This is a genomic window from Serratia liquefaciens ATCC 27592, assembly GCF_000422085.1.
GTDB lineage: Bacteria > Pseudomonadota > Gammaproteobacteria > Enterobacterales > Enterobacteriaceae > Serratia > Serratia liquefaciens.
Genome location: NC_021741.1, coordinates 5,187,502 through 5,210,304, shown reverse-complemented (window position 1 = coordinate 5,210,304; position 22,803 = coordinate 5,187,502). Strand labels below are relative to the sequence as shown.

At 54.2% G+C, this 22,803-nt stretch carries 22 protein-coding genes and 1 pseudogene; 1 reads left to right on the top strand and 22 read right to left on the bottom strand.

Annotated features, from left to right (window positions below):
• Positions 1-41: 41 nt before the first annotated feature.
• Positions 42-707 carry a 6-phosphogluconate phosphatase gene (gene yieH / locus M495_RS24240; protein WP_020837729.1) on the top strand — a complete coding sequence of 222 codons (666 nt, stop codon included), beginning with the start codon at positions 42-44 and terminating at the stop codon, positions 705-707.
• Here the strand turns inward: yieH and M495_RS24235 are convergent.
• The 22 genes and pseudogenes from M495_RS24235 to mioC form a co-directional block, all read right to left on the bottom strand.
• A pseudogene (locus M495_RS24235) lies at positions 700-1,439 on the bottom strand (amino acid ABC transporter permease). The gene yieH and the pseudogene M495_RS24235 sit on opposite strands and share 8 nt — an antisense overlap.
• Position 1,440: 1 nt before the next feature.
• Positions 1,441-2,166 (bottom strand): amino acid ABC transporter permease, encoded by a 726-nt coding sequence (locus M495_RS24230; protein ID WP_020837727.1) that lies wholly within the window; start codon positions 2,164-2,166, stop codon positions 1,441-1,443.
• 79 nt (positions 2,167-2,245) lie between these two features.
• Positions 2,246-3,085, bottom strand: a complete 840-nt coding sequence (locus M495_RS24225; protein WP_020837726.1) for an ABC transporter substrate-binding protein — start codon at positions 3,083-3,085, stop codon at positions 2,246-2,248.
• A 166-nt stretch (positions 3,086-3,251) separates the two neighbouring features.
• Positions 3,252-3,986 carry a phosphate signaling complex protein PhoU gene (gene phoU, locus M495_RS24220; RefSeq protein WP_020837725.1) on the bottom strand — a complete coding sequence of 245 codons (735 nt, stop codon included), beginning with the start codon at positions 3,984-3,986 and terminating at the stop codon, positions 3,252-3,254.
• 11 nt (positions 3,987-3,997) lie between these two features.
• On the bottom strand, positions 3,998-4,768 hold the full coding sequence (gene pstB, locus M495_RS24215; RefSeq protein WP_369982368.1) for a phosphate ABC transporter ATP-binding protein PstB: 771 nt from the start codon (positions 4,766-4,768) through the stop codon (positions 3,998-4,000).
• A gap of 54 nt (positions 4,769-4,822) precedes the next feature.
• Entirely contained in the window at positions 4,823-5,713 is an 891-nt protein-coding gene (pstA, locus tag M495_RS24210) for a phosphate ABC transporter permease PstA (protein WP_041415128.1), read from the bottom strand.
• Position 5,714: 1 nt separating this feature from the next.
• On the bottom strand, positions 5,715-6,671 hold the full coding sequence (gene pstC / locus M495_RS24205) for a phosphate ABC transporter permease PstC (RefSeq protein WP_020837720.1): 957 nt from the start codon (positions 6,669-6,671) through the stop codon (positions 5,715-5,717).
• Positions 6,672-6,763: 92 nt separating this feature from the next.
• Positions 6,764-7,804: a phosphate ABC transporter substrate-binding protein PstS gene (gene pstS, locus M495_RS24200; protein WP_020837719.1), complete on the bottom strand. Its 1,041-nt coding sequence runs from the start codon at positions 7,802-7,804 to the stop codon at positions 6,764-6,766.
• A gap of 336 nt (positions 7,805-8,140) precedes the next feature.
• Positions 8,141-9,970 (bottom strand): glutamine--fructose-6-phosphate transaminase (isomerizing), encoded by a 1,830-nt coding sequence (glmS, locus tag M495_RS24195; protein ID WP_020837718.1) that lies wholly within the window; start codon positions 9,968-9,970, stop codon positions 8,141-8,143.
• Positions 9,971-10,124: 154 nt separating this feature from the next.
• On the bottom strand, positions 10,125-11,495 hold the full coding sequence (gene glmU, locus M495_RS24190; RefSeq protein ID WP_041415125.1) for a bifunctional UDP-N-acetylglucosamine diphosphorylase/glucosamine-1-phosphate N-acetyltransferase GlmU: 1,371 nt from the start codon (positions 11,493-11,495) through the stop codon (positions 10,125-10,127).
• Positions 11,496-11,791: 296 nt separating this feature from the next.
• Positions 11,792-12,211, bottom strand: coding sequence for a F0F1 ATP synthase subunit epsilon (locus tag M495_RS24185; RefSeq protein ID WP_020837715.1), 420 nt, complete (start codon positions 12,209-12,211; stop codon positions 11,792-11,794).
• Between the two features lie 20 nt (positions 12,212-12,231).
• Positions 12,232-13,614 carry a F0F1 ATP synthase subunit beta gene (atpD, locus tag M495_RS24180; RefSeq protein ID WP_020837712.1) on the bottom strand — a complete coding sequence of 461 codons (1,383 nt, stop codon included), beginning with the start codon at positions 13,612-13,614 and terminating at the stop codon, positions 12,232-12,234.
• 32 nt (positions 13,615-13,646) lie between these two features.
• The gene (gene atpG, locus M495_RS24175; RefSeq protein ID WP_020837711.1) at positions 13,647-14,510 is read right to left on the bottom strand and encodes a F0F1 ATP synthase subunit gamma; all 864 of its coding nucleotides are present in this window, start codon (positions 14,508-14,510) and stop codon (positions 13,647-13,649) included.
• A gap of 58 nt (positions 14,511-14,568) precedes the next feature.
• Positions 14,569-16,110: a F0F1 ATP synthase subunit alpha gene (gene atpA, locus M495_RS24170; protein ID WP_020837710.1), complete on the bottom strand. Its 1,542-nt coding sequence runs from the start codon at positions 16,108-16,110 to the stop codon at positions 14,569-14,571.
• A 12-nt stretch (positions 16,111-16,122) separates the two neighbouring features.
• Positions 16,123-16,656, bottom strand: a complete 534-nt coding sequence (atpH, locus tag M495_RS24165) for a F0F1 ATP synthase subunit delta (RefSeq protein WP_020837709.1) — start codon at positions 16,654-16,656, stop codon at positions 16,123-16,125.
• A 14-nt stretch (positions 16,657-16,670) separates the two neighbouring features.
• The gene (gene atpF / locus M495_RS24160) at positions 16,671-17,141 is read right to left on the bottom strand and encodes a F0F1 ATP synthase subunit B (protein ID WP_004950476.1); all 471 of its coding nucleotides are present in this window, start codon (positions 17,139-17,141) and stop codon (positions 16,671-16,673) included.
• 57 nt (positions 17,142-17,198) lie between these two features.
• Complete coding sequence (gene atpE / locus M495_RS24155) at positions 17,199-17,438, bottom strand: F0F1 ATP synthase subunit C (RefSeq protein ID WP_004093904.1); 240 nt, start codon at positions 17,436-17,438, stop codon at positions 17,199-17,201.
• Between the two features lie 49 nt (positions 17,439-17,487).
• Complete coding sequence (atpB, locus tag M495_RS24150) at positions 17,488-18,264, bottom strand: F0F1 ATP synthase subunit A (RefSeq protein WP_020837705.1); 777 nt, start codon at positions 18,262-18,264, stop codon at positions 17,488-17,490.
• A 21-nt stretch (positions 18,265-18,285) separates the two neighbouring features.
• Positions 18,286-18,669, bottom strand: a complete 384-nt coding sequence (gene atpI / locus M495_RS24145) for a F0F1 ATP synthase subunit I (protein ID WP_020837704.1) — start codon at positions 18,667-18,669, stop codon at positions 18,286-18,288.
• A gap of 638 nt (positions 18,670-19,307) precedes the next feature.
• A complete protein-coding gene (gene rsmG, locus M495_RS24140; RefSeq protein ID WP_020837703.1) occupies positions 19,308-19,928 on the bottom strand; it encodes a 16S rRNA (guanine(527)-N(7))-methyltransferase RsmG in 621 nt (206 codons plus the stop codon).
• 137 nt (positions 19,929-20,065) lie between these two features.
• The gene (mnmG, locus tag M495_RS24135; protein ID WP_020837702.1) at positions 20,066-21,955 is read right to left on the bottom strand and encodes a tRNA uridine-5-carboxymethylaminomethyl(34) synthesis enzyme MnmG; all 1,890 of its coding nucleotides are present in this window, start codon (positions 21,953-21,955) and stop codon (positions 20,066-20,068) included.
• Positions 21,956-22,336: 381 nt separating this feature from the next.
• A complete protein-coding gene (gene mioC, locus M495_RS24130) occupies positions 22,337-22,777 on the bottom strand; it encodes an FMN-binding protein MioC (RefSeq protein ID WP_012147574.1) in 441 nt (146 codons plus the stop codon).
• Positions 22,778-22,803 lie beyond the last annotated feature (26 nt).

Below are 22,803 nucleotides of genomic sequence, written 5' to 3'. Positions count from 1 at the left end.
AAGTGGCATTATCGCTGTTGACTCGAAGGACACTGACGCTGATGAACCAGATTGACTGTATTTTGTTTGATTGCGACGGCACGCTGGTGGACAGCGAAGTGCTGTGCAGTAAAGCCTATGTGCACATGTTTGCCCACTTCGGCATCCACCTGTCGCTGGACGACGTGTTCAGAAAATTCAAAGGAGTGAAGCTGTACGAAATTATCGAACAGGTTAATGCACAACAGGGCACCACGCTGGCAAAGGAAGAGCTTGAACCGCTGTACCGCCAGGAAGTGGCCCGCTTGTTCGATAGCGAGCTGCAACAAATCGCCGGGGCGCGTGAACTGTTGGCGCAGGTGAAGGTGCCAATGTGCACGGTTTCCAACGGCCCGGTCAGCAAAATGCAACACTCGCTCGGCCTGACCGATATGCTGCACTATTTTGATGACCGGTTGTTCAGCGGCTATGACATCCAACGCTGGAAGCCGGATCCGGCCATTGTGTTCCACGCCGCTGAAAAAATGCAGGTGCCGGTGGAACGCTGCATCCTGGTGGACGATTCCGCCGCCGGTGCACAGGCAGGGATCGCCGCCGGGATCCCGGTGTTTTACTTCTGCGCCGATCCGCACAATAAACCTATCGATCACCCCTTAGTCACCGCATTCGACAATCTGGCGCAATTACCGGCGCTCTGGCGTGAACGCGGCTGGCAGCTGACTAACTAGCCGGCAACGGCGGTTTGTTGCGCCACCAGCGCCATGACCGTTTTACAGCCCGGGTCTGCGGGCTGTAGCGGCGATTGATCGCATTGGCCAGCAGATCCAACGCCAGGCAGAACACGAAGTACACCAACGCGATAAACAGGAATACCTCCATCGGATACACCATGCTGCGGTTGTTGACCTGTGTCGCCAGAAAGGTCAGCTCACTGACACCAACGATATAGGCCAGGGAGGTGTCCTTGATCAGCGAAATCCACTGGTTGATAAACGACGGCACCATCATGCGCAGCGCCTGCGGCAGCACTATCAACCACAGCGTTTGCCAGCGGGTCAGCCCCAACGATAACCCGGCCTGCCACTGCCCCGGCCCGATGGCGGCAATGCCAGCTTTCACCGCATGCGCCAGATAGGCGGAGGCGATCAACGCCAGAGCGCAAACCACCGTGGTAATTTCAGGAATATCTACGCCAAAAACGATGGGTAGCAGGAAATAGGTCCAGAAAATCAGCATGATCACCGGAATTGCGCGGAAAAAGCCCAAAATCGCCGCCAACAGCCCGGCTACCACACCGCGTGACATCGCCAATGCCACCCCCAGCAGCGTGCCGAGAATAGCCGAAGCCACCCCCGCCATCAGGCTGATAGCCAGTGTCAGCGCCGCGCCCCCAGCGGCCCATCCGGCCAGGTGCCCCACAGCAGATATCCCAGGTTGTCGTAAATGATGCTGAAATCCATCTTAATGTCCTCCCAGCGGTTTACGCTGCTGCCGCCACATGCCCCAGCCTTCCAATAGCGCAATGATGGCGATATACAATACCGTCGCCACGCCAAAGGCCTGGAAGGTGCGTAGCGTCTCGGTTTCTACCTGACGCGAAGCATAGGAAAGTTCAGCGACGCCGATCGCCATGGTCAGCGAGGAGTTTTTTATTACGTTCATGTATTGGCCCAGTAGCGGCGGCATGGCAATTTTCAGCGCCTGCGGCAGGACCACATAACGCATGGCCTGCCATCCGGTCAGCCCCAGCGCGTTGGCGGCGTACTTTTGTCCGCTGGCGACACCACGGATGCCGGAGCGGATCTCTTCAGCGATAAAAGCGGTGGAGTAAAGCGTCAGGCCGAAGAAACCGGCCAGAAATTCAAATGAGGGCCACTCAAGCGGGCCGATGTGGTGTGGCGTATTCAGCCACTGCATGGCGGCAGACGGCAAAATCTGCCCGGCGGCGAAATACCAGAAGAACAGCTGCACCAGCAGCGGCGTATTGCGAAACAATGAGCTGTAACCGACCGCCAGCCAGCGCAGCACCCTCAGGCGGCTGTCGCGCATCGCCGTCAGTAAAAATCCCAACAGCGTGGCTGCCAGGCTCGCACAGGCGGAAAGCCACAGCGTCAGCAGGAAGCCATCCCATAACCAGCTCAGATACTGCGGCGCCAGCAGCCAGTCTGAGAGTTGTTGCAGATTCATGCCTAATCCTTGTTTTGCACCATGCGCCAAGGGCGCAGCAAGCTGCGCCCCTCCGTTCTGACTTCACGACCCCGCAGAATCAGGCCTTAGGCTGCTGATCCAGGGGTGCGATGGTGAAATCGCCGCGCGGTTGAGCCGTTTTGGTTTCCGGCCCGAACCAGCGATTGTAGATTTTCACCGCTTCGCCGTCCTTTTCCAGATTGATCAGCGTGTCGTTAACGCTGGCGGTCAGGCGATCTTCGCCTTTGGGAATGCCGACTCCCTGGTACTCTTTGGTAATGCTGAACGGCGAGATCTCGAAGTCAGCTTTCTGGGCGGCCGGCAGGTTGCCGAGCAGGCCCACCAGCTTGGCGTCATCCTGGGTGATCGCCTGCACGTTACCGTTACGCAGCGCCACGAACGCCAGCGGGGTATCGTCGTAAGAGATCACTTTCGCCGTCGGATAATGTTCGCGCAGGGTAATTTCCTGCACCGTGCCTTTGTCCGCGCCAATGCGCAGCTTTTTGATGTCTTCCGGGGTTTTCAGTACGCCTTTATGGGCGATAAATTTCTGGCCGGTGGCGAAATACGGCACGCTGAAGTTCACTTCCTTGGCGCGCTCGTCGGTAATGGTGAAGTTAGCGGCAATCAGGTCGACCTTTTTCGAGACCAGCAAAGGAATACGGTTGGCCGGGTTGGTGGCTCGCAGCTCAACCTTCACGCCCAGCGCTTTGCCGATCGCATCGGCGACATCCACATCGTAACCCACCAGCTTTTTGCTTTGCGGGTCGATATAACCGAACGGCGGATTGCTGTCGAACACCGCGATACGCACTACGCCGGCTTTCTTGATGTCGTCGAGTTTGTCCGCATGCGCGGCACCGGTGGCGAGGCTGGTCAGGCTGGCTAATAAGGTTAAGGCCAAAGCGCGATGTTTCATGGGGAGCTCCTAAGGGTTGATGTCCTGCTGGCTGCTAAGCTAGCAAGACCCACTTAGGTCAGGAAATAATATAAAAAGCTATATTTATAACCTTTTTGTCTTTAAGGGTTTTAAACAGCATAAAGGCGCAGTTTTCTGCGCCTTCAGGGGTAACTCTCGGGGGAAATTACTCTTTTTTATCGTCTTTTCCGTCGGATGACAGCAGCTTTTCCAGCGCGTCGCCACCGATATGACGGAAGTCCTGACCTTTGACGAAATAGAAGATAAATTCGCAAATGTTCTGGCAGCGGTCACCGATACGCTCGATCGAACGGGCACAGAATAACGCGGTCAGCACGCTTGGGATGGTACGCGTATCTTCCATCATGTAGGTCATCAACTGGCGTACGATGCCCTCATATTCCTGATCGACCTTCCGGTCTTCGCGGTAAATGCGGATAGCTTCATCCAAATCCATGCGCGCGAAGGCGTCCAGCACGTCGTGCAGCATCTGCACGGTATGGCGACCAAGCGACTCCAGGCTGACCAGCAGTGGCTGATGCTGGTGCGAGAATTTCTCCAGCGCGGTGCGGCAAATCTTGTCCGCCACGTCGCCGATGCGTTCCAGCTCGGAAATGGTTTTGATGATCGCCATCACCAGACGCAGGTCGCTGGCGGTCGGCTGGCGTTTGGCGATGATCCGCACGCAGGCTTCGTCAATCGCCACTTCCATCATATTGACCTTGGCGTCGCCTTCAATCACGCGCTTGGCCAATTCACCGTCCTGATTGTGCATCGCGGTGATAGCGTCGGTCAGTTGCTGTTCCACCAGCCCGCCCATGGTCAATACCTGGGTGCGGATATGCTCCAGTTCTGCGTTGAACTGGCCGGAAATGTGCTTATTTAAATTCAGGTTATCCATGATGCATCCTATCAACCATAACGGCCGGTGATGTAGTCTTCGGTCTGTTTTTTCTGTGGCGCGGTGAACAGGTTATCAGTATCACTGAACTCGATCAGTTCGCCCAGATACATAAATGCCGTGGAGTCGGAGCAACGCGCGGCCTGCTGCATGTTGTGGGTTACGATCACCACGGTGTAGTCAGACTTCAGTTCGCTGATCAGCTCTTCAATCTTACCGGTGGAAATCGGATCCAGCGCCGAGCAAGGTTCGTCCAGCAATAACACGTCCGGACGAATGGCAATGCCGCGAGCGATGCACAGACGTTGCTGCTGGCCACCCGACAGGCTGTAACCGCTCTGGTGCAGCTTGTCCTTGGTTTCGTTCCACAGCGCCGCCTTGGTCAAGGCCCACTGCACACGCTCATCCATGTCGGCACGTGACAGCTTTTCAAACAGGCGCACGCCGAAGGCGATATTGTCGTAAATCGACATCGGGAACGGCGTCGGCTTCTGGAACACCATGCCGACCTTGGCACGCAGCAGTGCGATATCCGAGTTGTCGGTCAGAATGTTCTGCCCATCCAGCAGAATGCCACCTTCGGCACGCTGCTCGGGGTAAAGCTGATACATTTTGTTGAAGGTGCGCAGCAGGGTAGATTTGCCGCAGCCGGACGGGCCGATAAACGCGGTGACCTTGTTCTTGGCGATATCCAGCGTGATGTTTTTCAGCGCATGGAATTTGCCATAGTAGAAGTTCAGATCGCGTACCTGAATTTTGCTGCTGGAAGCGTCAGTAACCATACTCATCAAGACTTCTCTCTTTTCATCAGCGCCGCCACGGCAGCGCTCAAAATTTTATGAATGCTTTTTCTTGGCGAAAACCACACGCGCCAGGATATTCAGTAGCAGTACGCACAGGGTTATCAACAGCACCCCGGCCCAGGCCAGCTCTTGCCATTCGGCGAACGGGCTCATGGCGAATTTGAAAATGGTCACCGGCAGGTTGGCGATCGGCTGCATCAGGTCAGTGCTCCAGAACTGATTCGACAGCGAGGTAAACAGCAACGGTGCGGTTTCCCCTGCGATACGCGCAATCGCCAGCAGCACGCCGGTGATGATGCCGGAGACCGAGGCTTTCAACGTGATGGCGGAAATCATGCGCCATTTCGGCGTGCCCAGCGCATAAGCGGCTTCGCGCAGCGTATCCGGCACCAGCTTCAGCATATTCTCGGTGGTACGGATCACGATCGGTACCTGCAACAGCGCCAACGCGATGATCCCGGCCCAACCGGAGAAGTGTTCCATCTTCGCCACCACGATGGTGTACACGAACAGGCCCACAACAATCGACGGTGCCGATAACAGAATGTCGTTAATAAAACGGATGACTTCCGCCAGCCAGGATTTACGGCCATATTCCGCCAGGTAAATCCCCGCCATGATGCCCAGTGGCGTACCGAACACGGTAGCCCACAGGATCAACAGGCCGCTACCGGCGATGGCGTTTGCCAGACCACCGCCCGCGGTATTCGGCGGAGGAGTCATTTCGGTGAACAGCGCCAGCGACATGCCGTCGATGCCCTTGGTCACGGTGGAGAACAGGATCCACACCAGCCAGAACAGGCCAAACACCATGGTCGCCATCGACAGGAACAGCGCCAGTCGGTTCTTCTGGCGGCGCCAGGCCTGCATTTTGCGGCGGCTTTCCAGCAGCGCTACGCTATTTTGCATATCCATAGTCGTCACGTTAGCGTCCCTCACTCTTTGCCAGGCGCATCACCATCAGCTTCGACAGCGCCAGCACGATAAAGGTGATAACAAACAGAATCAGCCCCAACTCCATCAACGCGGCGGTGTGCACGCCCGACTCCGCTTCGGCGAATTCGTTGGCCAGTGCAGAGGTGATGCTGTTGCCCGGCATATACAGTGAAGCGCTGTCGAGCTGGTAGGTGTTACCGATGATGAAGGTCACCGCCATGGTTTCCCCCAGCGCACGGCCCAAGCCGAGCATTACACCGCCAATTACGCCATTCTTGGTAAACGGCAATACGATGCGCCAAATCACTTCCCAGGTGGTGCAGCCGATGCCATAGGCCGACTCTTTCATCATCACCGGGGTTTGTTCGAACACGTCGCGCATTACGGCGGCGATATAAGGAATAATCATAATCGCCAGGATCACCCCGGCAGCCAGAATACCGATACCGAACGCCGGGCCAGAGAACAGCTCACCGACAATCGGAATGCCTGACAGCACGTCGCCGACCGGGGTCTGGAAATATTCGGCAAACAGCGGGGCGAACACGAACAGGCCCCACATGCCATAAACGATACTCGGGATCGCCGCCAGCAATTCAATGGCGATACCCAGCGGGCGCCTCAGCCAGTTTGGTGCCAGCTCGGTCAGGAACAGCGCAATGCCGAAGCTGACGGGTACGGCGATAATCAATGCGATCAGCGAGGTGACGACGGTGCCGTAGATCGGTACCAGGGCGCCGAACTGCTCAGCAGGCGCGTCCCATTCTTTGGTCCACAGGAAGGAGAAACCGAATTTCTGTATGCTCGGCCAGGAGGCGAAGATCAGCGAAACAATAATGCCGCCCAGCAACAATAGGGTAATCAGCGCCGCCAGTTTAACCAGCGCGCTGAAGATGACGTCACCATTTTTACTCGGTGCTTTAATGGTCGGCTTGTACTCAGCCATAGATCACTCTCTGTGTTAACCCTGGCAGGCCCAACCTGAATTGAGCCCTGAAAAACTGAGTGGGGCGCGCCGAATCACGCGCCCCTGCGTTGTTAGTACAGCGCTTTACCGGAACTGTCTTTTACGTTGGTTTTCCATGCTGCACGCACCTGCTCGATAACTTCGTTCGGCAGCGTGGCGTAATCCAGGTCGTTAGCCTGCTTGGCGCCGGTTTTGTACGCCCAGTCAAAGAACTTCAGAACTTCGGTGCCCTGAGCCGGGTTTTTCTGCTCTTTGTGCACCAGGATGAAGGTGGTGGAGGTGATTGGCCAGGCGTTGTCACCTTTCTGGTTAGTCAGGTCCTGGGCGAAGGTTTTGCTCCAGTCAACGCCTTTAGCGGCGGCGCTGAAGCTCTCTTCTGTTGGGCTAACCGCTTTGCCGTCGGCCGAAATCAGCTTGGTGTAGGCCAGGTTGTTTTGTTTGGCATACGCGTATTCAACGTAACCGATGGAGCCTGGCAGACGCTGTACGAATGCGGCGATGCCGTCATTGCCCTTGCCGCCCAGGCCGGTTGGCCAGTTAACGGTAGAACCTGCACCGATTTTCTCTTTCCACTGCGCGTTAGCTTTAGACAAATAGCTGGTGAACACGAAAGAGGTGCCTGAACCGTCCGCGCGACGAACAACCGCAATGTTCTGATCCGGCAGCTTGACGCCTGGGTTCAGCTTGGTGATCGCCGGGTCGTTCCATTTTTTCACGTTGCCCAGGTAGATATCACCCAGGGTTTTCCCATCCAGGGTCAGCTCACCGGATTTGATGCCCGGGATGTTAACGGCCAGCACCACGCCACCGATCACGGTAGGGAACTGGAACAGGCCATCGGCCGCCAGCTTGTCATCACTCAAAGGTGCATCGGAGGCACCAAAGTCAACGGTATTGGCGACGATTTGCTTCACGCCACCAGAAGAGCCGATGCCCTGATAGTTAACTTTGTTGCCGGTTTCTTTCTGATAAGAATCTGCCCACTTGGCATAAACCGGAGCGGGGAATGTCGCACCTGCACCGGTCAGGCTAGCAGCAGCGAACGCGGACACGGCGGTCAGGGAGAAAGTCGCTGCCACAATACTGGCGACGGTGGTACGCATCAGTTTCATAATCCCTCCTAATGGGATATTCAAAAATCGACTTTGAGTCGTTTTCATCAGAGTAAGTATTGCTGCAGGAGGGAAAATAGGACAGTTTGGTGACAGTAAAATGTACGAAATATGACAGTTATATTACAGTGAGAGCACAGATATGATTACTCTATAAAAATCAAACCATTAAACATAAAACCACTCAGTAATTAATCAATAAAAAAACCCTTTCCAACGCCGCTATCCGTTTGAATATGACAACTTTTATCTCCGCTGTAGCACTCTTGTCATATTTGATCCCGTTATGAAAAAAGCCGGCACAGTGGCCGGCTTTTAGAGATTAACAGCAGCGGATTACTCTACGGTGACAGACTTAGCCAGGTTACGCGGCTGGTCAACATCGGTGCCTTTGATCAACGCCACATGGTAAGACAGCAGCTGCAACGGCACGGTGTAGAAGATAGGGGCCACGATTTCTTCTACGTGCGGCAATGGAATGATGGTCATCCCTTCGCTGCTGACGAAACCGGCATCCTGATCGGCGAACACATACAGCTGGCCGCCACGCGCGCGAACTTCTTCGATGTTGGATTTCAGTTTTTCCAACAGTTCGTTGTTCGGCGCCACCACGATCACCGGCATATCGGCATCGATCAACGCCAGTGGGCCGTGCTTCAATTCACCGGCCGCATAGGCTTCCGCGTGAATGTAGGAGATCTCTTTCAGCTTCAGCGCACCTTCCATGGCAATCGGATACTGATCGCCACGGCCGAGGAACAGCGCGTGATGCTTGTCGGAGAACCCCTCCGCCAGCGCTTCAATGCTTTTGTCCAGCGACAGCATCTGTTCGATACGCGCCGGCAACGCCTGCAGGCCGTGTACGATTACATGCTCAACGCTTTCCGCCATGCCTTTCAGACGGCCCAAACGTGCCACCAGCATCAACAACACCGCCAACTGGGTGGTGAAGGCCTTGGTAGAGGCCACGCCAATTTCGGTCCCGGCCTTGGTCATCAGCGCCAAATCGGATTCACGCACCAGCGAAGAACCGGCCACGTTACACACCGCCAACGAACCGAGGTAGCCCAATTCCTTCGACAGACGCAGCGCCGCCAGGGTATCGGCGGTTTCGCCGGACTGCGACAGCGTGATGATCAGGCTGCCCGGACGCACGGCAGATTTGCGGTAACGGAATTCAGACGCGATCTCGACGTCGCAAGGCACACCGGCCAGAGATTCGAACCAATAGCGAGCAACCATGCCAGAGTGGTATGACGTACCGCAGGCAATGATCTGCACATGCTGCACCTTCGCCAGCAGCTCATCGGCGCGCGGTCCCAGCTCGCTCAGGTTGATTTGGCCATGGCTGAAACGCCCTTCCAGGGTGTTTTTCAGCGCCAGCGGCTGTTCGTAAATCTCTTTTTGCATGTAATGGCGGTAAGCGCCTTTATCACCGGCGTCGTATTGCACTTGAGATTCAATCTCAGGGCGTTCAACGGCGTTACCCTGTTTGTCGAAAATGTTGACGGTGCGGCGGGTCATTTCCACCACGTCGCCTTCTTCCAGGAAGATAAAGCGACGGGTCACCGGCAGCAGCGCCAGTTGGTCGGATGCCAAGAAGTTTTCACCCACGCCGCGGCCGATCACCAGCGGGCTGCCGGAACGCGCTGCCACCAGTACGCTCGGGTCGCGGCTATCCATTACCACGGTGCCGTAGGCGCCACGCAGCTGTGGGATCACGCGCTGCACCACTTCCAGCAAGCTGCCGCCCTGGCGCTGTTCCCAATGCACCAGGTGAGCAATCACCTCGGTATCGGTCTCGGAGCTGAAGTGATAGCCCCGTTCGATCAGCAATTCACGCAGCGGTTCGTGGTTTTCGATGATGCCGTTATGCACCACGGTAATGTAATCAGAAACATGCGGGTGCGCATTCGCTTCGGTAGGTTCACCGTGCGTTGCCCAGCGGGTGTGAGCAATACCGGTGCCGCCGTGCAAGGGATGTTGTTCCGCGGCTTCGGCCAGTTTATTGACCTTGCCCACGCGGCGTAAACGGTTCACGTTGCCTTCCGCATCCACCACTGCCAAACCGGCTGAGTCATAGCCACGGTACTCAAGGCGGCGTAAACCTTCCAACAGGATCTCTGCAATATCACGTTGCGCTACTGCGCCTACAATTCCACACATCAGTTGTATTCCTAATTAAACGCCTTTCGGGGCGCTTTCGATGTCTTGACCTGATTTTGCCGGTTTTTACCGTGCGTCCCCGAGCCTGTAGAGAATGGGGATTATTATGTTTTGTATTGGGCTCGTCCGCGGAGCCCAACGCAAAACACAATGCTTATTTCTTTTTCACCGGACGCTGCCAACCCTGGATGTGCACCTGCTTAACGCGGCTCAGCACCAGTTCGTCCTCGCCGATATCACGGGTAACCGTAGTACCAGCGGCGATGGTAGAGCCTTTGCCGACGGAGACCGGTGCCACCAGTTGGGTATCGGAACCAACAAACACGCCGTCGCCAATAATGGTTTTATGCTTGTTGGCGCCATCATAGTTACAGGTGATAGTACCGGCGCCGATATTCACATCGTCACCAATCTCGGCATCGCCCAGGTAGCTCAGATGGCCCGCCTTGGAACCTTTGCCCAAGCGTGCTTTTTTCATTTCGACGAAGTTGCCGACATGGGCGCCCACCGCCAGCTCTGCGCCCGGACGAAGACGGGCGAATGGCCCCACGGTGCATTCCGCTGCCAGCACCGCATCTTCCAATACGCTATACGGGCTGATCTCGCAGTCGTCGCCAATTACGCAGTTTTTCAGCACGCAGCCAGCACCGATTTTTACGCGGTCGCCCAGCTTGACCGAACCTTCAATAATCACGTTGGCATCAATAGAGATGTCGCGACCGTGCACAAGTTCCCCGCGCAGATCAAAACGCGCCGGATCCAACAGCATTACGCCGGCCAGCAGCAACTTTTCAGATTGTTCTGCCTGATAAATGCGCTCAAGTCGCGACAGCTGCAGGCGGTTATTCACGCCTTCCACTTCACTCAGGCGAGATGGATGGACCGCCTCAATTTTCTTGCCGTCGGCATGTGCCAACGCGATGATATCGGTGATATAGAACTCACCCTGCGCGTTGTCGTTGTTCAGCATCCCCAGCCAGCGCTTCAGATCGCGCCCGTTGGCCACCAGGATGCCGGTATTGATTTCATTGATCTGACGCTGGGCTTCGCTGGCATCCTTGTGCTCAACAATTCCCACCACCGTATCCTTCTCGCGCACGATACGACCGTAACCGCTCGGATCAGCCAGTTTTACGGTCAGCAGACCAATACCGCCCTGTGGCTTCGCCGCCAGCAGGCGCTGCAGGGTATCGACAGAGATCAGCGGAACGTCACCGTACAGCATCAGCACGTCTTCATCATCGGCAAAATGCGGTGCAGCCTGCTGCATGGCGTGGCCAGTCCCCAACTGCTCGGCCTGCAGCACCCAGTTCAGCGCACTGTCGGTCAGGGTCTTTTTCAGCAACTCACCGCCGTGGCCGTAGACCAAATGGACGTTTTTCGCGCCCAGTTTCATCGCGGCATCAATGACGTGCTGCACCATCGGCTTACCGGCCAATGGATGTAACACCTTGGGAAGATCGGAATACATGCGTGTTCCCTTGCCCGCGGCGAGGATCACCACACTCATTGCGCTGTTCGACATAAGCAACCTGATAACTCCATTTTGATAGACGAAAGTAGAACTCTTTAGTGACGATATTACTACATATTTCTCTTCACGAACCCGGCGCAGGCCATGGGGCACTAGGCGCGCCGCAGTTAACATTCAGATAACCCCAGTCTGGCTGGAACTGTCGGCGATCGGAGACATTTTTAGCCTCTCTCGAGGGTTATACATCACAATGCCCACTGGGTTGAAACGCTTATTTTAAAGCAAAAAAAAAGCGACCAAATAGGCCGCTTTCTTAATTTTGGTTGCGTTATGCACGCGCCAAAATGTTACATCGCTCTTCTGGTGAGCTCGATAACGCGCAGTTTTGCGATCGCTTTCGCCAGTTCCGCAGATGCCTGAGCATAGTCGACATCGCCATGAGAGCTACGGATGTGCTCTTCAGCTTTACGCTTAGCTTCCAGCGCTCTCGCTTCGTCGAGGTCCGTTCCACGGATGGCAGTGTCTGCCAACACGGTGACCACGCTCGGCTGTACCTCAAGGATACCGCCGGACAGGTAGATGAACTCTTCTTCACCGTGCTGTTTAACAATACGCACCATGCCAGGCTTGATGGCAGTCAGCAGCGGCGCATGGCCAGGGAAAATCCCCAGTTCGCCTTCGCTACCTGTCACCTGGATCTTTTGCACCAGGCCGGAAAACATATGTTTTTCCGCGCTGACTACATCCAGATGGTAAGTCATAGCCATATCACCCTCCTCTCAAGGCGTTACAGTTTCTTGGCTTTTTCCACTGCTTCTTCAATGGCGCCAACCATGTAGAACGCTTGTTCAGGCAGGTGGTCATAGTCGCCGTCCATAATGCCTTTGAAACCACGAATGGTGTCTTTCAGCGATACGAACTTGCCCGGAGAACCGGTGAAGACTTCTGCCACGAAGAACGGCTGAGACAGGAAGCGTTGGATTTTACGCGCACGGGATACGACCAGTTTGTCATCTTCTGACAGCTCGTCCATACCCAGGATTGCGATGATATCTTTCAGTTCCTGGTAGCGTTGCAGAATAGACTGCACGCCACGCGCTACATCGTAGTGCTCCTGGCCAACTACCAGCGGATCCAGCTGACGGCTGGTGGAATCCAGCGGGTCAACGGCCGGGTAGATACCCAGAGAAGCGATATTACGGCTCAGTACCACGGTTGCATCCAAGTGAGCAAAGGTGGTGGCTGGTGACGGGTCAGTCAAGTCATCCGCAGGAACGTAAACGGCCTGTACGGAAGTGATAGAACCGGTCTTGGTAGAGGTGATACGTTCTTGCAGAACGCCCATCTCTTCCGCCAGCGTTGGCTGATAACCTACCGCAGATGGCATACGGCCCAGAAGTGCGGACACTTCGGTACCGGCCAGGGTATAACGGTAAATGTTATCAACGAACAGCAGAACGTCGCGGCCTTCGTCACGGAATTTCTCCGCCATGGTCAGACCGGTCAGAGCAACGCGCAGACGGTTACCCGGTGGCTCGTTCATCTGGCCGTAAACCAGGGATACTTTGTCCAGTACGTTGGAGTCGTTCATTTCGTGGTAGAAGTCGTTACCCTCACGAGTACGCTCACCCACGCCTGCAAACACGGAATAACCGGAGTGCTCGATCGCGATGTTACGGATCAGCTCCATCATGTTTACGGTTTTACCAACACCAGCACCACCGAACAGACCAACTTTACCGCCCTTAGCGAACGGACAAATCAGGTCCATAACCTTGATACCGGTTTCCAGCAGATCCTGGGAGTTTGACAAATCTTCGTAGCTTGGCGCTGGACGGTGAATCGCCCAACGTTCTTCTTCGCCGATGTCGCCTTTCATGTCGATTGGTTCACCCAATACGTTCATGATACGGCCCAGGGTAGCTTTACCTACCGGTACTTCAATTGGGTGTTCCAGATCGTTCACTTTCAGACCGCGGCGCAGACCATCTGAGGTCCCCATCGCGATACAGCGAACTACGCCACCGCCCAACTGCTGCTGAACTTCCAGCACCAGCTTCTCGGTACCGTTTTCTACCTCAAGAGCATTGTACACTTTTGGTACGGCATCCTGAGGGAACTCGACGTCCACTACGGCGCCGATTACCTGGATAATCTTTCCAGTAGCCATCTTGAATCCTCTACGTAATTCGTAAACCTAGCTTAAACCGCGGAGGCTCCCGAAACGATCTCGGTGAGTTCCTGAGTGATGCTGGCCTGACGAGCCTTGTTGTATACCAACTGCAGCTCTTTGATCAGGCTACCGCCGTTATCGGTTGCGGCTTTCATCGCTACCATTCGTGCGGCCTGCTCGCTGGCCAGGTTTTCCACGACGCCCTGATAAACTTGCGATTCCACATAGCGGCGCAGCAAGGTATCAAGCAGCACTTTTGGATCGGGTTCATACAGGTAATCCCAAGATTTTTTCTTCAGCTCACCGTCATCGGAAGGCGGCAACGGCAGCAGCTGAATAATCTGTGGTTCCTGGGACATCGTATTGATAAATTTGTTGCTGACAATGTACAGCTTGTCCAAACGACCTTCGTCGTAGGCTTGCAGCATCACTTTCACCGGACCGATCAGTTCCGACAGGGAAGGTTTATCCCCCATGCCGGTAACCTGGGCAACCACGTTGCCGCCCACGGAACCAAAGAAAGAGGCCGCTTTAGAGCCAATCAGCGCCAAATCAACTTCAACGCCTTTTTCGGACCAGCCTTTCATCTCTGCCAACAGACGCTTGAACAGGTTGATGTTCAAGCCGCCACAGAGACCACGGTCAGTAGACACCACCAGATACCCGACGCGCTTAACGTCACGCTCATCCAGGTACGGGTGCTTATATTCCAGATTACCCAACGCAAGGTGACCAATCACTTTGCGCATGGTCTCTGCATAAGGACGGCTGGCCGCCATGCGTTCCTGCGATTTACGCATTTTGGAGGCGGCGACCATTTCCATCGCTTTAGTGATCTTTTGCGTGTTTTGCACGCTCGCGATCTTACTACGTATCTCTTTTGCGCCGGCCATCTCTGCTTCTCCTCATTGCCAGACGGCCTGCTGTCTTTCAACTGCAGGCCGCTGAGCGTTACCAGGACTGGGTTTTCTTGAAGGTCTCGAGGACGGCTTTCAGTTTGCCCTCGATCTCATCGTTGAAATTGCCAGTTTGGTTGATGTGGTTCAGCAACTCGGCATGCTCGCGGTCTGCGTAAGCAACCAGCGCGGCTTCGAAGCTCACGACTTTCGCGACTTCAACGTCGTTCAGGTAGCCACGTTCTGCGGCAAACAGCACCAGAGACTGTTGTGCGACGGACATCGGCGCATACTGTTTCTGTTTCAGCAGCTCGGTCACTTTCTGACCGTGGCTCAGCTGTTTGCGGGTCGCATCATCCAGATCGGAAGCGAACTGAGAGAACGCAGCCAGTTCACGGTACTGTGCCAGCGCGGTACGAATACCACCGGACAGTTTTTTCATGATCTTGGTTTGCGCTGCACCGCCCACACGGGATACGGAGATACCCGGGTTAACCGCCGGACGAATACCGGAGTTAAACAGGTTGGATTCCAGGAAGATCTGACCATCAGTAATCGAGATTACGTTGGTCGGAACGAACGCGGAAACGTCACCTGCCTGGGTTTCAATGATCGGCAGAGCGGTCAGTGAACCGGTTTGGCCTTTGACTTCACCTTTGGTGAAGGCTTCAACGTAGTCGGCGTTAACACGCGCAGCACGCTCCAGTAAACGGGAGTGGAGGTAGAATACGTCGCCTGGGTAAGCTTCACGACCTGGTGGACGACGAAGCAGCAGGGAAATCTGACGGTAAGCAACGGCCTGTTTGGACAGGTCATCATAAACGATCAGTGCATCTTCACCGCGGTCACGGAAGTATTCGCCCATCGCACAACCGGCATATGGCGCCAGGTATTGCAGTGCAGCGGATTCAGACGCGGTAGCAACCACAACGATGGTGTTTGCCAGTGCGCCGTGCTCTTCCAGCTTGCGCACCACGTTAGCGATGGTAGACGCTTTCTGGCCGATAGCCACGTAAACACATTTGATGCCGGAGTCGCGTTGGTTGATGATCGCATCGATAGCCAGAGCGGTTTTACCGGTCTGACGGTCACCGATCACCAGCTCACGCTGGCCACGGCCGATTGGGATCATGGCGTCGACAGATTTGTAGCCAGTTTGAACCGGCTGATCTACGGACTGACGCTCGATAACACCAGGGGCGATAGCTTCAACCGGGGAGAAACCGTCGTTATCAACCGGGCCTTTACCGTCGATAGGTGCACCCAGGGTGTTAACTACACGACCCAGCAGGCCACGGCCAACCGGAACTTCCAGAATACGGCCGGTACATTTTACCTTCATGCCTTCGGCCAGATCCGAGTACGGACCCATAACCACGGCACCTACGGAGTCGCGCTCCAGGTTCAATGCGATTGCGTAACGGTTGCCTGGCAGTGCGATCATTTCGCCCTGCATAACTTCGGCCAGACCGTGTACGCGGATGATCCCGTCGCTGACGGAAACAATAGTACCTTCATTGTGAGCTTCGCTCACCACATTGAACTGAGCAATGCGCTGCTTGATCAGTTCGCTGATTTCGGTGGAATTCAGTTGCATGCTCCAGTCCCCTTAAGACTGCAAGACGTCTGTCAGGCGTTCAAGACGACCGCGAACGCTGCCATCAATCACCATATCGCCAGCACGGATAATTACGCCGGCCAGTACAGACTTGTCAATTTTGCAATTCAGCTTAACTTTGCGTGACAGACGTTTTTCCATCGCAGCGGCAATATTAGCCTGCTGTTTGTCGCTCAGTGCGCTCGCAGAGAGCACGTCGACTTCGACGGTGGATTCCAGCAAGGCGCGCAGTTCGTTGAACTGCTGCAGCACGGCAGGAAGAACCAGTAAACGTCCATTTTCGGCCATTACACGGATAAAGTTCTGGCCATGTTCGTCGAGTTGATCGCCACATACCGCGATGAACGTCTTGGACAGCGTCTCTGGCGCCATAGCGCCAGACAGCAGTTCAGAAATCTGTTCATTGCGAGTGACATCAGCAGCAAACGCCAGCATATCTTGCCAGCGCTCTACGCTTTGATGCTCAACGGCAAAGTCAAAAGCTGCTTTGGCGTAGGGGCGAGCTACAGTTACAAATTCAGACATCAGCCCCTCCCTCCTTACAGTTCAGCGACCAGTTTATCAACGATGTCGCTGTTAGCAGCTTCATCCACGGAACGTTCGATGATCTTCTCGGCGCCGGCAATTGCCAGCATCGCGACTTGCTTACGCAACTCTTCACGAGCGCGCTTACGTTCGGCTTCGATCTCAGCCTGAGCCTGCGCCACGATTTTGTTACGTTCCTGCTCGGCTTCGGCTTTCGCTTCATCCATGATCTGAGCTTTGCGTTTGTTTGCTTGCTCGATGATCACCTGAGCTTCTGCTTTAGCAGTTTTCAGCTGGTCGGTCGCATTGGCTTGCGCTAAGTCCAAATCTTTTTTGGCACGTTCTGCAGAAGCGAGACCGTCAGCAATTTCTCCCTGACGCTTCTCGATGGCTGCCATAATCGGCGGCCATACATACTTCATGCAGAACCAGACAAACAGAACGAACGCGATGGCCTGGCCGAGGATTGTTGCGTTAAGATTCACAGCACAATGCCTCTTTAAAAGTTAATAGTGTGGTTTCAGTGTAGAGAAATTCTCTACTTACGCGACAGCGAACATCACGTACAGACCCAGACCAACAGCGATCATCGGGATGGCGTCAACCAGACCCATAACGATAAAGAACTGTGTACGCAGCAGAGGAATCAGGTCAGGCTGACGTGCAGCGCCTTCCAAGAATTTACCACCCAGGATGCCGATACCGATCGCAGCACCGATTGCCGCTAAACCCATCATCACAGCGGCAGCCATGTACAGCAGATCCATACTCAGGTTTTCCATGACAGTCTCCAGTTTGTTTCAGTTTAAAAGTGCAAGTGTTTTAAGAAAATCAGTGCTCTTCAGATGCCATCGAGAGATAGACAATCGTCAGAACCATGAAAATAAAGGCTTGAAGCGTAATGATCAGGATGTGGAAAATAGCCCAAGGCAAGCTCAGGACCCACTGTGACCACCACGGCAACAGGCCGGCAATCAGGATGAAGATCAACTCACCCGCATACATGTTGCCGAACAGTCGCAGGCCCAGTGAAACAGGCTTGGACAGCAGGCTGACACCTTCAAGGATCAGGTTGATAGGAATGAATACAGGGTGGTTGAACGGCTGCATGGTTAACTCTTTAACGAACCCACCAACGCCTTTCATTTTAATGCTATAGAACAGAATCAGGATAAATACGCCCAACGCCATCGACAGGGTGACGTTCACGTCAGCCGTAGGCACCACACGCAGTGCCGGCAGACCGAGCTGAGCACCGATGAATGGCAGGAAGTCGACCGGGATCAGGTCCATCATGTTCATCAGGAATACCCAGACAAACACCGTCAGCGCCAGCGGAGCAATTACCTTGCTCTTGCCGTGGTACATATCGCGTACGCTGCTGTCGACAAACCCGACGACCAGTTCCACTGCGGTTTGCAGCTTACCCGGTACGCCGCTGGTGGCGTTTTTGGCAACCCGGCGGAAAATCACCAGGAACAGAACCCCGAGGACAACGGAGAAAAACATCGAGTCGAGGTTAATCGACCAAAAACCAGTCCCGACCTGAAGTTGCGTCAGGTGGTGACCGATATACTCCTGTGGACTGTTGTATCCCTCTGCAGACATGATGCCTCTACCCTTATTTAGTTAATTTCGGTAACTGTTAATCACGGCGGGTGCGATAATTTGCACCGCTAACACCGCTAAATAGGTCAGGCCAAGCGGTATAAACTCCGCTTTGAACACCCCAAGCGCCACGATCAACAAAACTATGGTGATCAAGACCTTTAACCCCTCGCCGATGGCGAATGACCAGGCGACCCGACCGGGTGCCTGCGTCTGCGTCTGATGACGCAAGGCAAACAGCATAAACATGGTACTCGGCAACCAGGCTGCGAGACCGCCCGCCAGTGCCGAACCGCTCCATTCCAGGCTTTTCAGTCCGAAAGCAGCGCTGATCAGAACAAAAGTCATTAACTGCAGAAACAGTAATTTACGAGCAACTTTTCCGCTGTAAAGGGACACAGACATGACGTTTGTTCTCTCCGTACCCCAGAGGGGGTATGCTGAGTGACGTATAAAACTGTTTTTACTGATCTGAGTCAAGCAGCAAAAAACGAGCAAATTATACGGGGCATACCAACGAATTCAATCGATAAGTAGCGAAAAGGTGAACAATTATTTAAATTCCCCTATTTCAGGCTATTTTCACAAGAAAACGGTCGGAATATAGGGCGCATTAAATTGTCTGATTATTCCAGCGTTACAGTACGAAACGTCGAACCGCTCACAATAATGCCTCTTTCTGATTTATAACTCACCGACGTGTAAACCGTCTTTAGCAAATTGAGTGATCAAAAAACATTATAAATCAAAATATTACAAGTTAACCGTTCAAAAACAATCCATCTACTCGGTAAAAACCTTTTATTGACAGCTTGTCGCGTAATATTACAACAGCCAATTAACATTAGCGCCAAAGCAGAATCGTTAACTTATCGTTGCTAACGTGACTATTTCGAATTGCAATTACTCTATTGTCGCTAATTGGCGGCTATTTTTGTGTTAATAAAAAGTAAATTAACTAAAAAAACCGCCATTTGATTAGCCTGCTTACATTTACTCTAGACACTATCTTTTAATTCACGCTTATTTGATCAAAAACAAACTCAGTTTGCTTTAAGTATCACCAAATGACGTTCGCCTTCGAGTTCCGGCACCTGCAAGCGCACCACCGACTCAAGTTCGATACCTTCCGGCAGCTGCGTCAGCTCTTCATCAGGACGAACCCCTTTCAGCGCATAGAAACGCCCCTGCCCTTTCGCCGGCAAGTGATGGCACCAGGACAGCATGTCCTGCAGCGAAGCAAAAGCACGGCTGATCACGCCGTCAAACGGCGGTTCGGCCGGGAACTCCTCAACGCGGCTCTGTACCGGCTCAACGTTGGTCAGGCCCAGCTCGTGCTGCACCTGACGCAGGAAGCGCACGCGCTTGCCCAGGCTGTCCAGCAAGGTGAAATGGGAATCAGGACGAACGATCGCCAACGGAATGCCCGGCAGACCGGGGCCGGTACCTACGTCGATAAAACGGGAGCCCTGCAAATGCGGGTTTACCACGATGCTGTCGAGAATATGGCGTACCAGCATTTGCTGAGGATCGCGCACCGAGGTGAGGTTATAAGCCTTGTTCCACTTGTCCAGCATGCCGACATAGCCTAGCAATTGCTGTTTTTGCTGATCGGGAAGCGCAATGCCTGCTGCAGTGAGCAGCGAGTCTAATTTTTTCTGCACAACGGGTCCTCTGACTGGCGCGGAACGACGAGCCAAATTGGGGCTGGCCAAGAAGCCAAGCATGATAATTCAGGCACGGGACGATGTCAGCGACCGTTTGTCTACTTGATAGACAAACGGTCGCACAAAAACAAGATTTATGCGCTGCGGCGCAGCAAACCCTGCTTTTTCAGCCAGATCAGCAAAATTGAGATCGCCGCCGGTGTGATGCCGGAGATGCGTGAAGCCTGGCCGATCGAGTTCGGCTTATGGTCATTCAATTTGGCAATCACTTCATTCGACAAGCCGGAAACTTGCTGATAATCGAGATCCAACGGCAGCACGGTGTTTTCGTTACGCTGTTGTTTTTCGATCTCTTCCTGCTGACGAGCGATGTAGCCTTCGTATTTTACCTGGATCTCAACCTGCTCTGCAGCCTGGGTATCGGCCAACGGCGGCGCAAATGCGGCTACGGAGGTCAGCTGTTGGTAATCCATTTCAGGGCGACGCAGCAACTCTTCGCCATTCGCTTCACGCGACAGCGGCGCTTTCAGCAGTACGTTGACCTGATCGACATTCTCCGCATGCGGGTGCATCCAGATGTCGCGCAGGCGCTGACGTTCTTGTTCGATGTGTTCCAGCTTTTCGCTAAAGCGCGCCCAGCGGGCATCGTCCACCAGACCCAGTTCGCGGCCTTTTTCGGTCAGGCGCAGATCGGCATTGTCTTCGCGCAGCATCAGGCGGTATTCGGCGCGTGAAGTGAACATGCGATACGGTTCTTTGGTACCCAGGGTACTGAGATCGTCCACCAGCACGCCGAGGTAAGCCTGATCGCGACGTGGTGACCAGCCTTCATCTTCGTTGGCATAACGTCCGGCATTCAGACCGGCCAGCAGGCCCTGTGCAGCGGCTTCTTCGTAGCCGGTGGTGCCGTTAATCTGACCGGCGAAGAACAAGCCTTGGATAAATTTGCTTTCCAGCGTCGGTTTTAAATCGCGCGGATCGAAGAAATCATACTCGATGGCATAACCCGGACGAACGATGCGGGCATTCTGCATCCCTTCCATCGAACGAACGATCTGCATCTGTACGTCAAACGGCAGGCTGGTGGAAATGCCGTTAGGGTAAATTTCGTTGCTGGTCAGGCCTTCTGGTTCAAGGAAGATCTGGTGAGCGTTACGATCGGCAAAGCGCATGACTTTGTCTTCGATCGATGGGCAATAGCGTGGGCCGATCCCTTCGATGATCCCGGCATACATCGGGCTGCGATCGAGGTTATTGCGGATCACGTCATGGGTTTTTTCGTTGGTATGGGTGATGTAGCACGCCATTTGCTCCGGGTGTTGCCCGGCATTGCCCATAAACGAGAACACCGGGATCGGTGTATCACCGTGTTGCGGCGTCAGAACGCTGAAATCGATAGTGCGTGCATCGATACGCGGTGGCGTACCTGTTTTCAAGCGATTAACGCGCAAAGGCAATTCACGCAGGCGCTGTGACAACGAGATCGACGGAGGATCCCCGGCGCGGCCTCCGCTGTAGTTTTCCAGACCGATATGGATCTTGCCATCCAGGAAGGTGCCGACGGTCAGTACCACCGCTTTGGCACGGAACTTCAGCCCCATTTGGGTTACCGCACCGACAACGCGATCGTTTTCCACAATCAGATCTTCAACCGGCTGCTGGAAGAGAGTCAGGTTCGGCTGGTTCTCCAGGGCGGTGCGTACAGCCTGGCGATACAGTACGCGGTCAGCCTGGGCACGAGTGGCTCGCACCGCCGGGCCTTTGCTGGCGTTTAGTATCCTAAACTGGATGCCGGCATGGTCAATCGCCGTGGCCATCAGGCCGCCAAGTGCATCAATTTCCTTAACCAGATGCCCTTTACCAATACCGCCAATCGCCGGGTTGCAAGACATCTGCCCCAGCGTATCGATATTGTGCGTCAATAATAAAGTCTGACGCCCCATGCGTGCCGCAGCCATTGCGGCTTCGGTACCGGCATGGCCACCACCGATGATGATGACGTCAAATTGCTCTGGATAAAACATGGAACTGCACCTCGCCGTATTGCGAACGATCGTTGTTTGCCCTGGGGAGGGCGATTCTACTCAAGTTTAGTCGATCGACCAAGTGGTCAGGATCGTCGGTAATTAAAAGAAGATCTTTTTTATTTAAAGATCTCTTTATTAGATCTCTTATTAGGATCGCGATCTTCTGTGGATAAGTGACTATTCGTGATTGAGATCAGCGGATTAAGGAGGATCGTTAGCTGTGAATGATCGGTGATCCTATAGCTTATAAGCTGGGATCTAAATGGCATGTTATGCACAGGTCAAAAAGAGACCTAAGGTTGTTATTGGGATAACTACCGCTTTTACCCTGCTTTTAAGCATAGTTATCCACAATCGTTCGGGTGATCTTTGAACAAATTAGAGTAAATTAATCCAATTTTTCACCCATTCCTCTGCCGGATCCTCAGGAATTTCGTGTTCAGTCACGTCGATCTCGAGCCGATCGCCGATCCTTTTCGCCCCGCGAGCGATCAGAAGATCGTCGATCCGTTGGATCGCACCACAGAAAGTATCGTATTCCGAGCTGCCCAAACCGACTGCGCCGAACTGTACCTGGGATAAGTCAGGAAGCTGTTCTTCTATTTGTTCCAGCAGCGGTTGCAGGTTATCCGGTAAATCGCCGGCACCGTGGGTAGAAGACACCACCAGCCAGCGCCCGGACAGGGTCAGTTCATCCAATTCAGGGCCGTGCAGGGTTTCGGTCGTAAAGCCCGCAGCTTCCAGTTTTTCAGCCAAGTGCTCGGCTACGTACTCGGCGCTGCCAAGCGTACTGCCACTGATCAGAGTAATGTCTGCCATGAAATGAATGATCCCAGCCTTCTCAA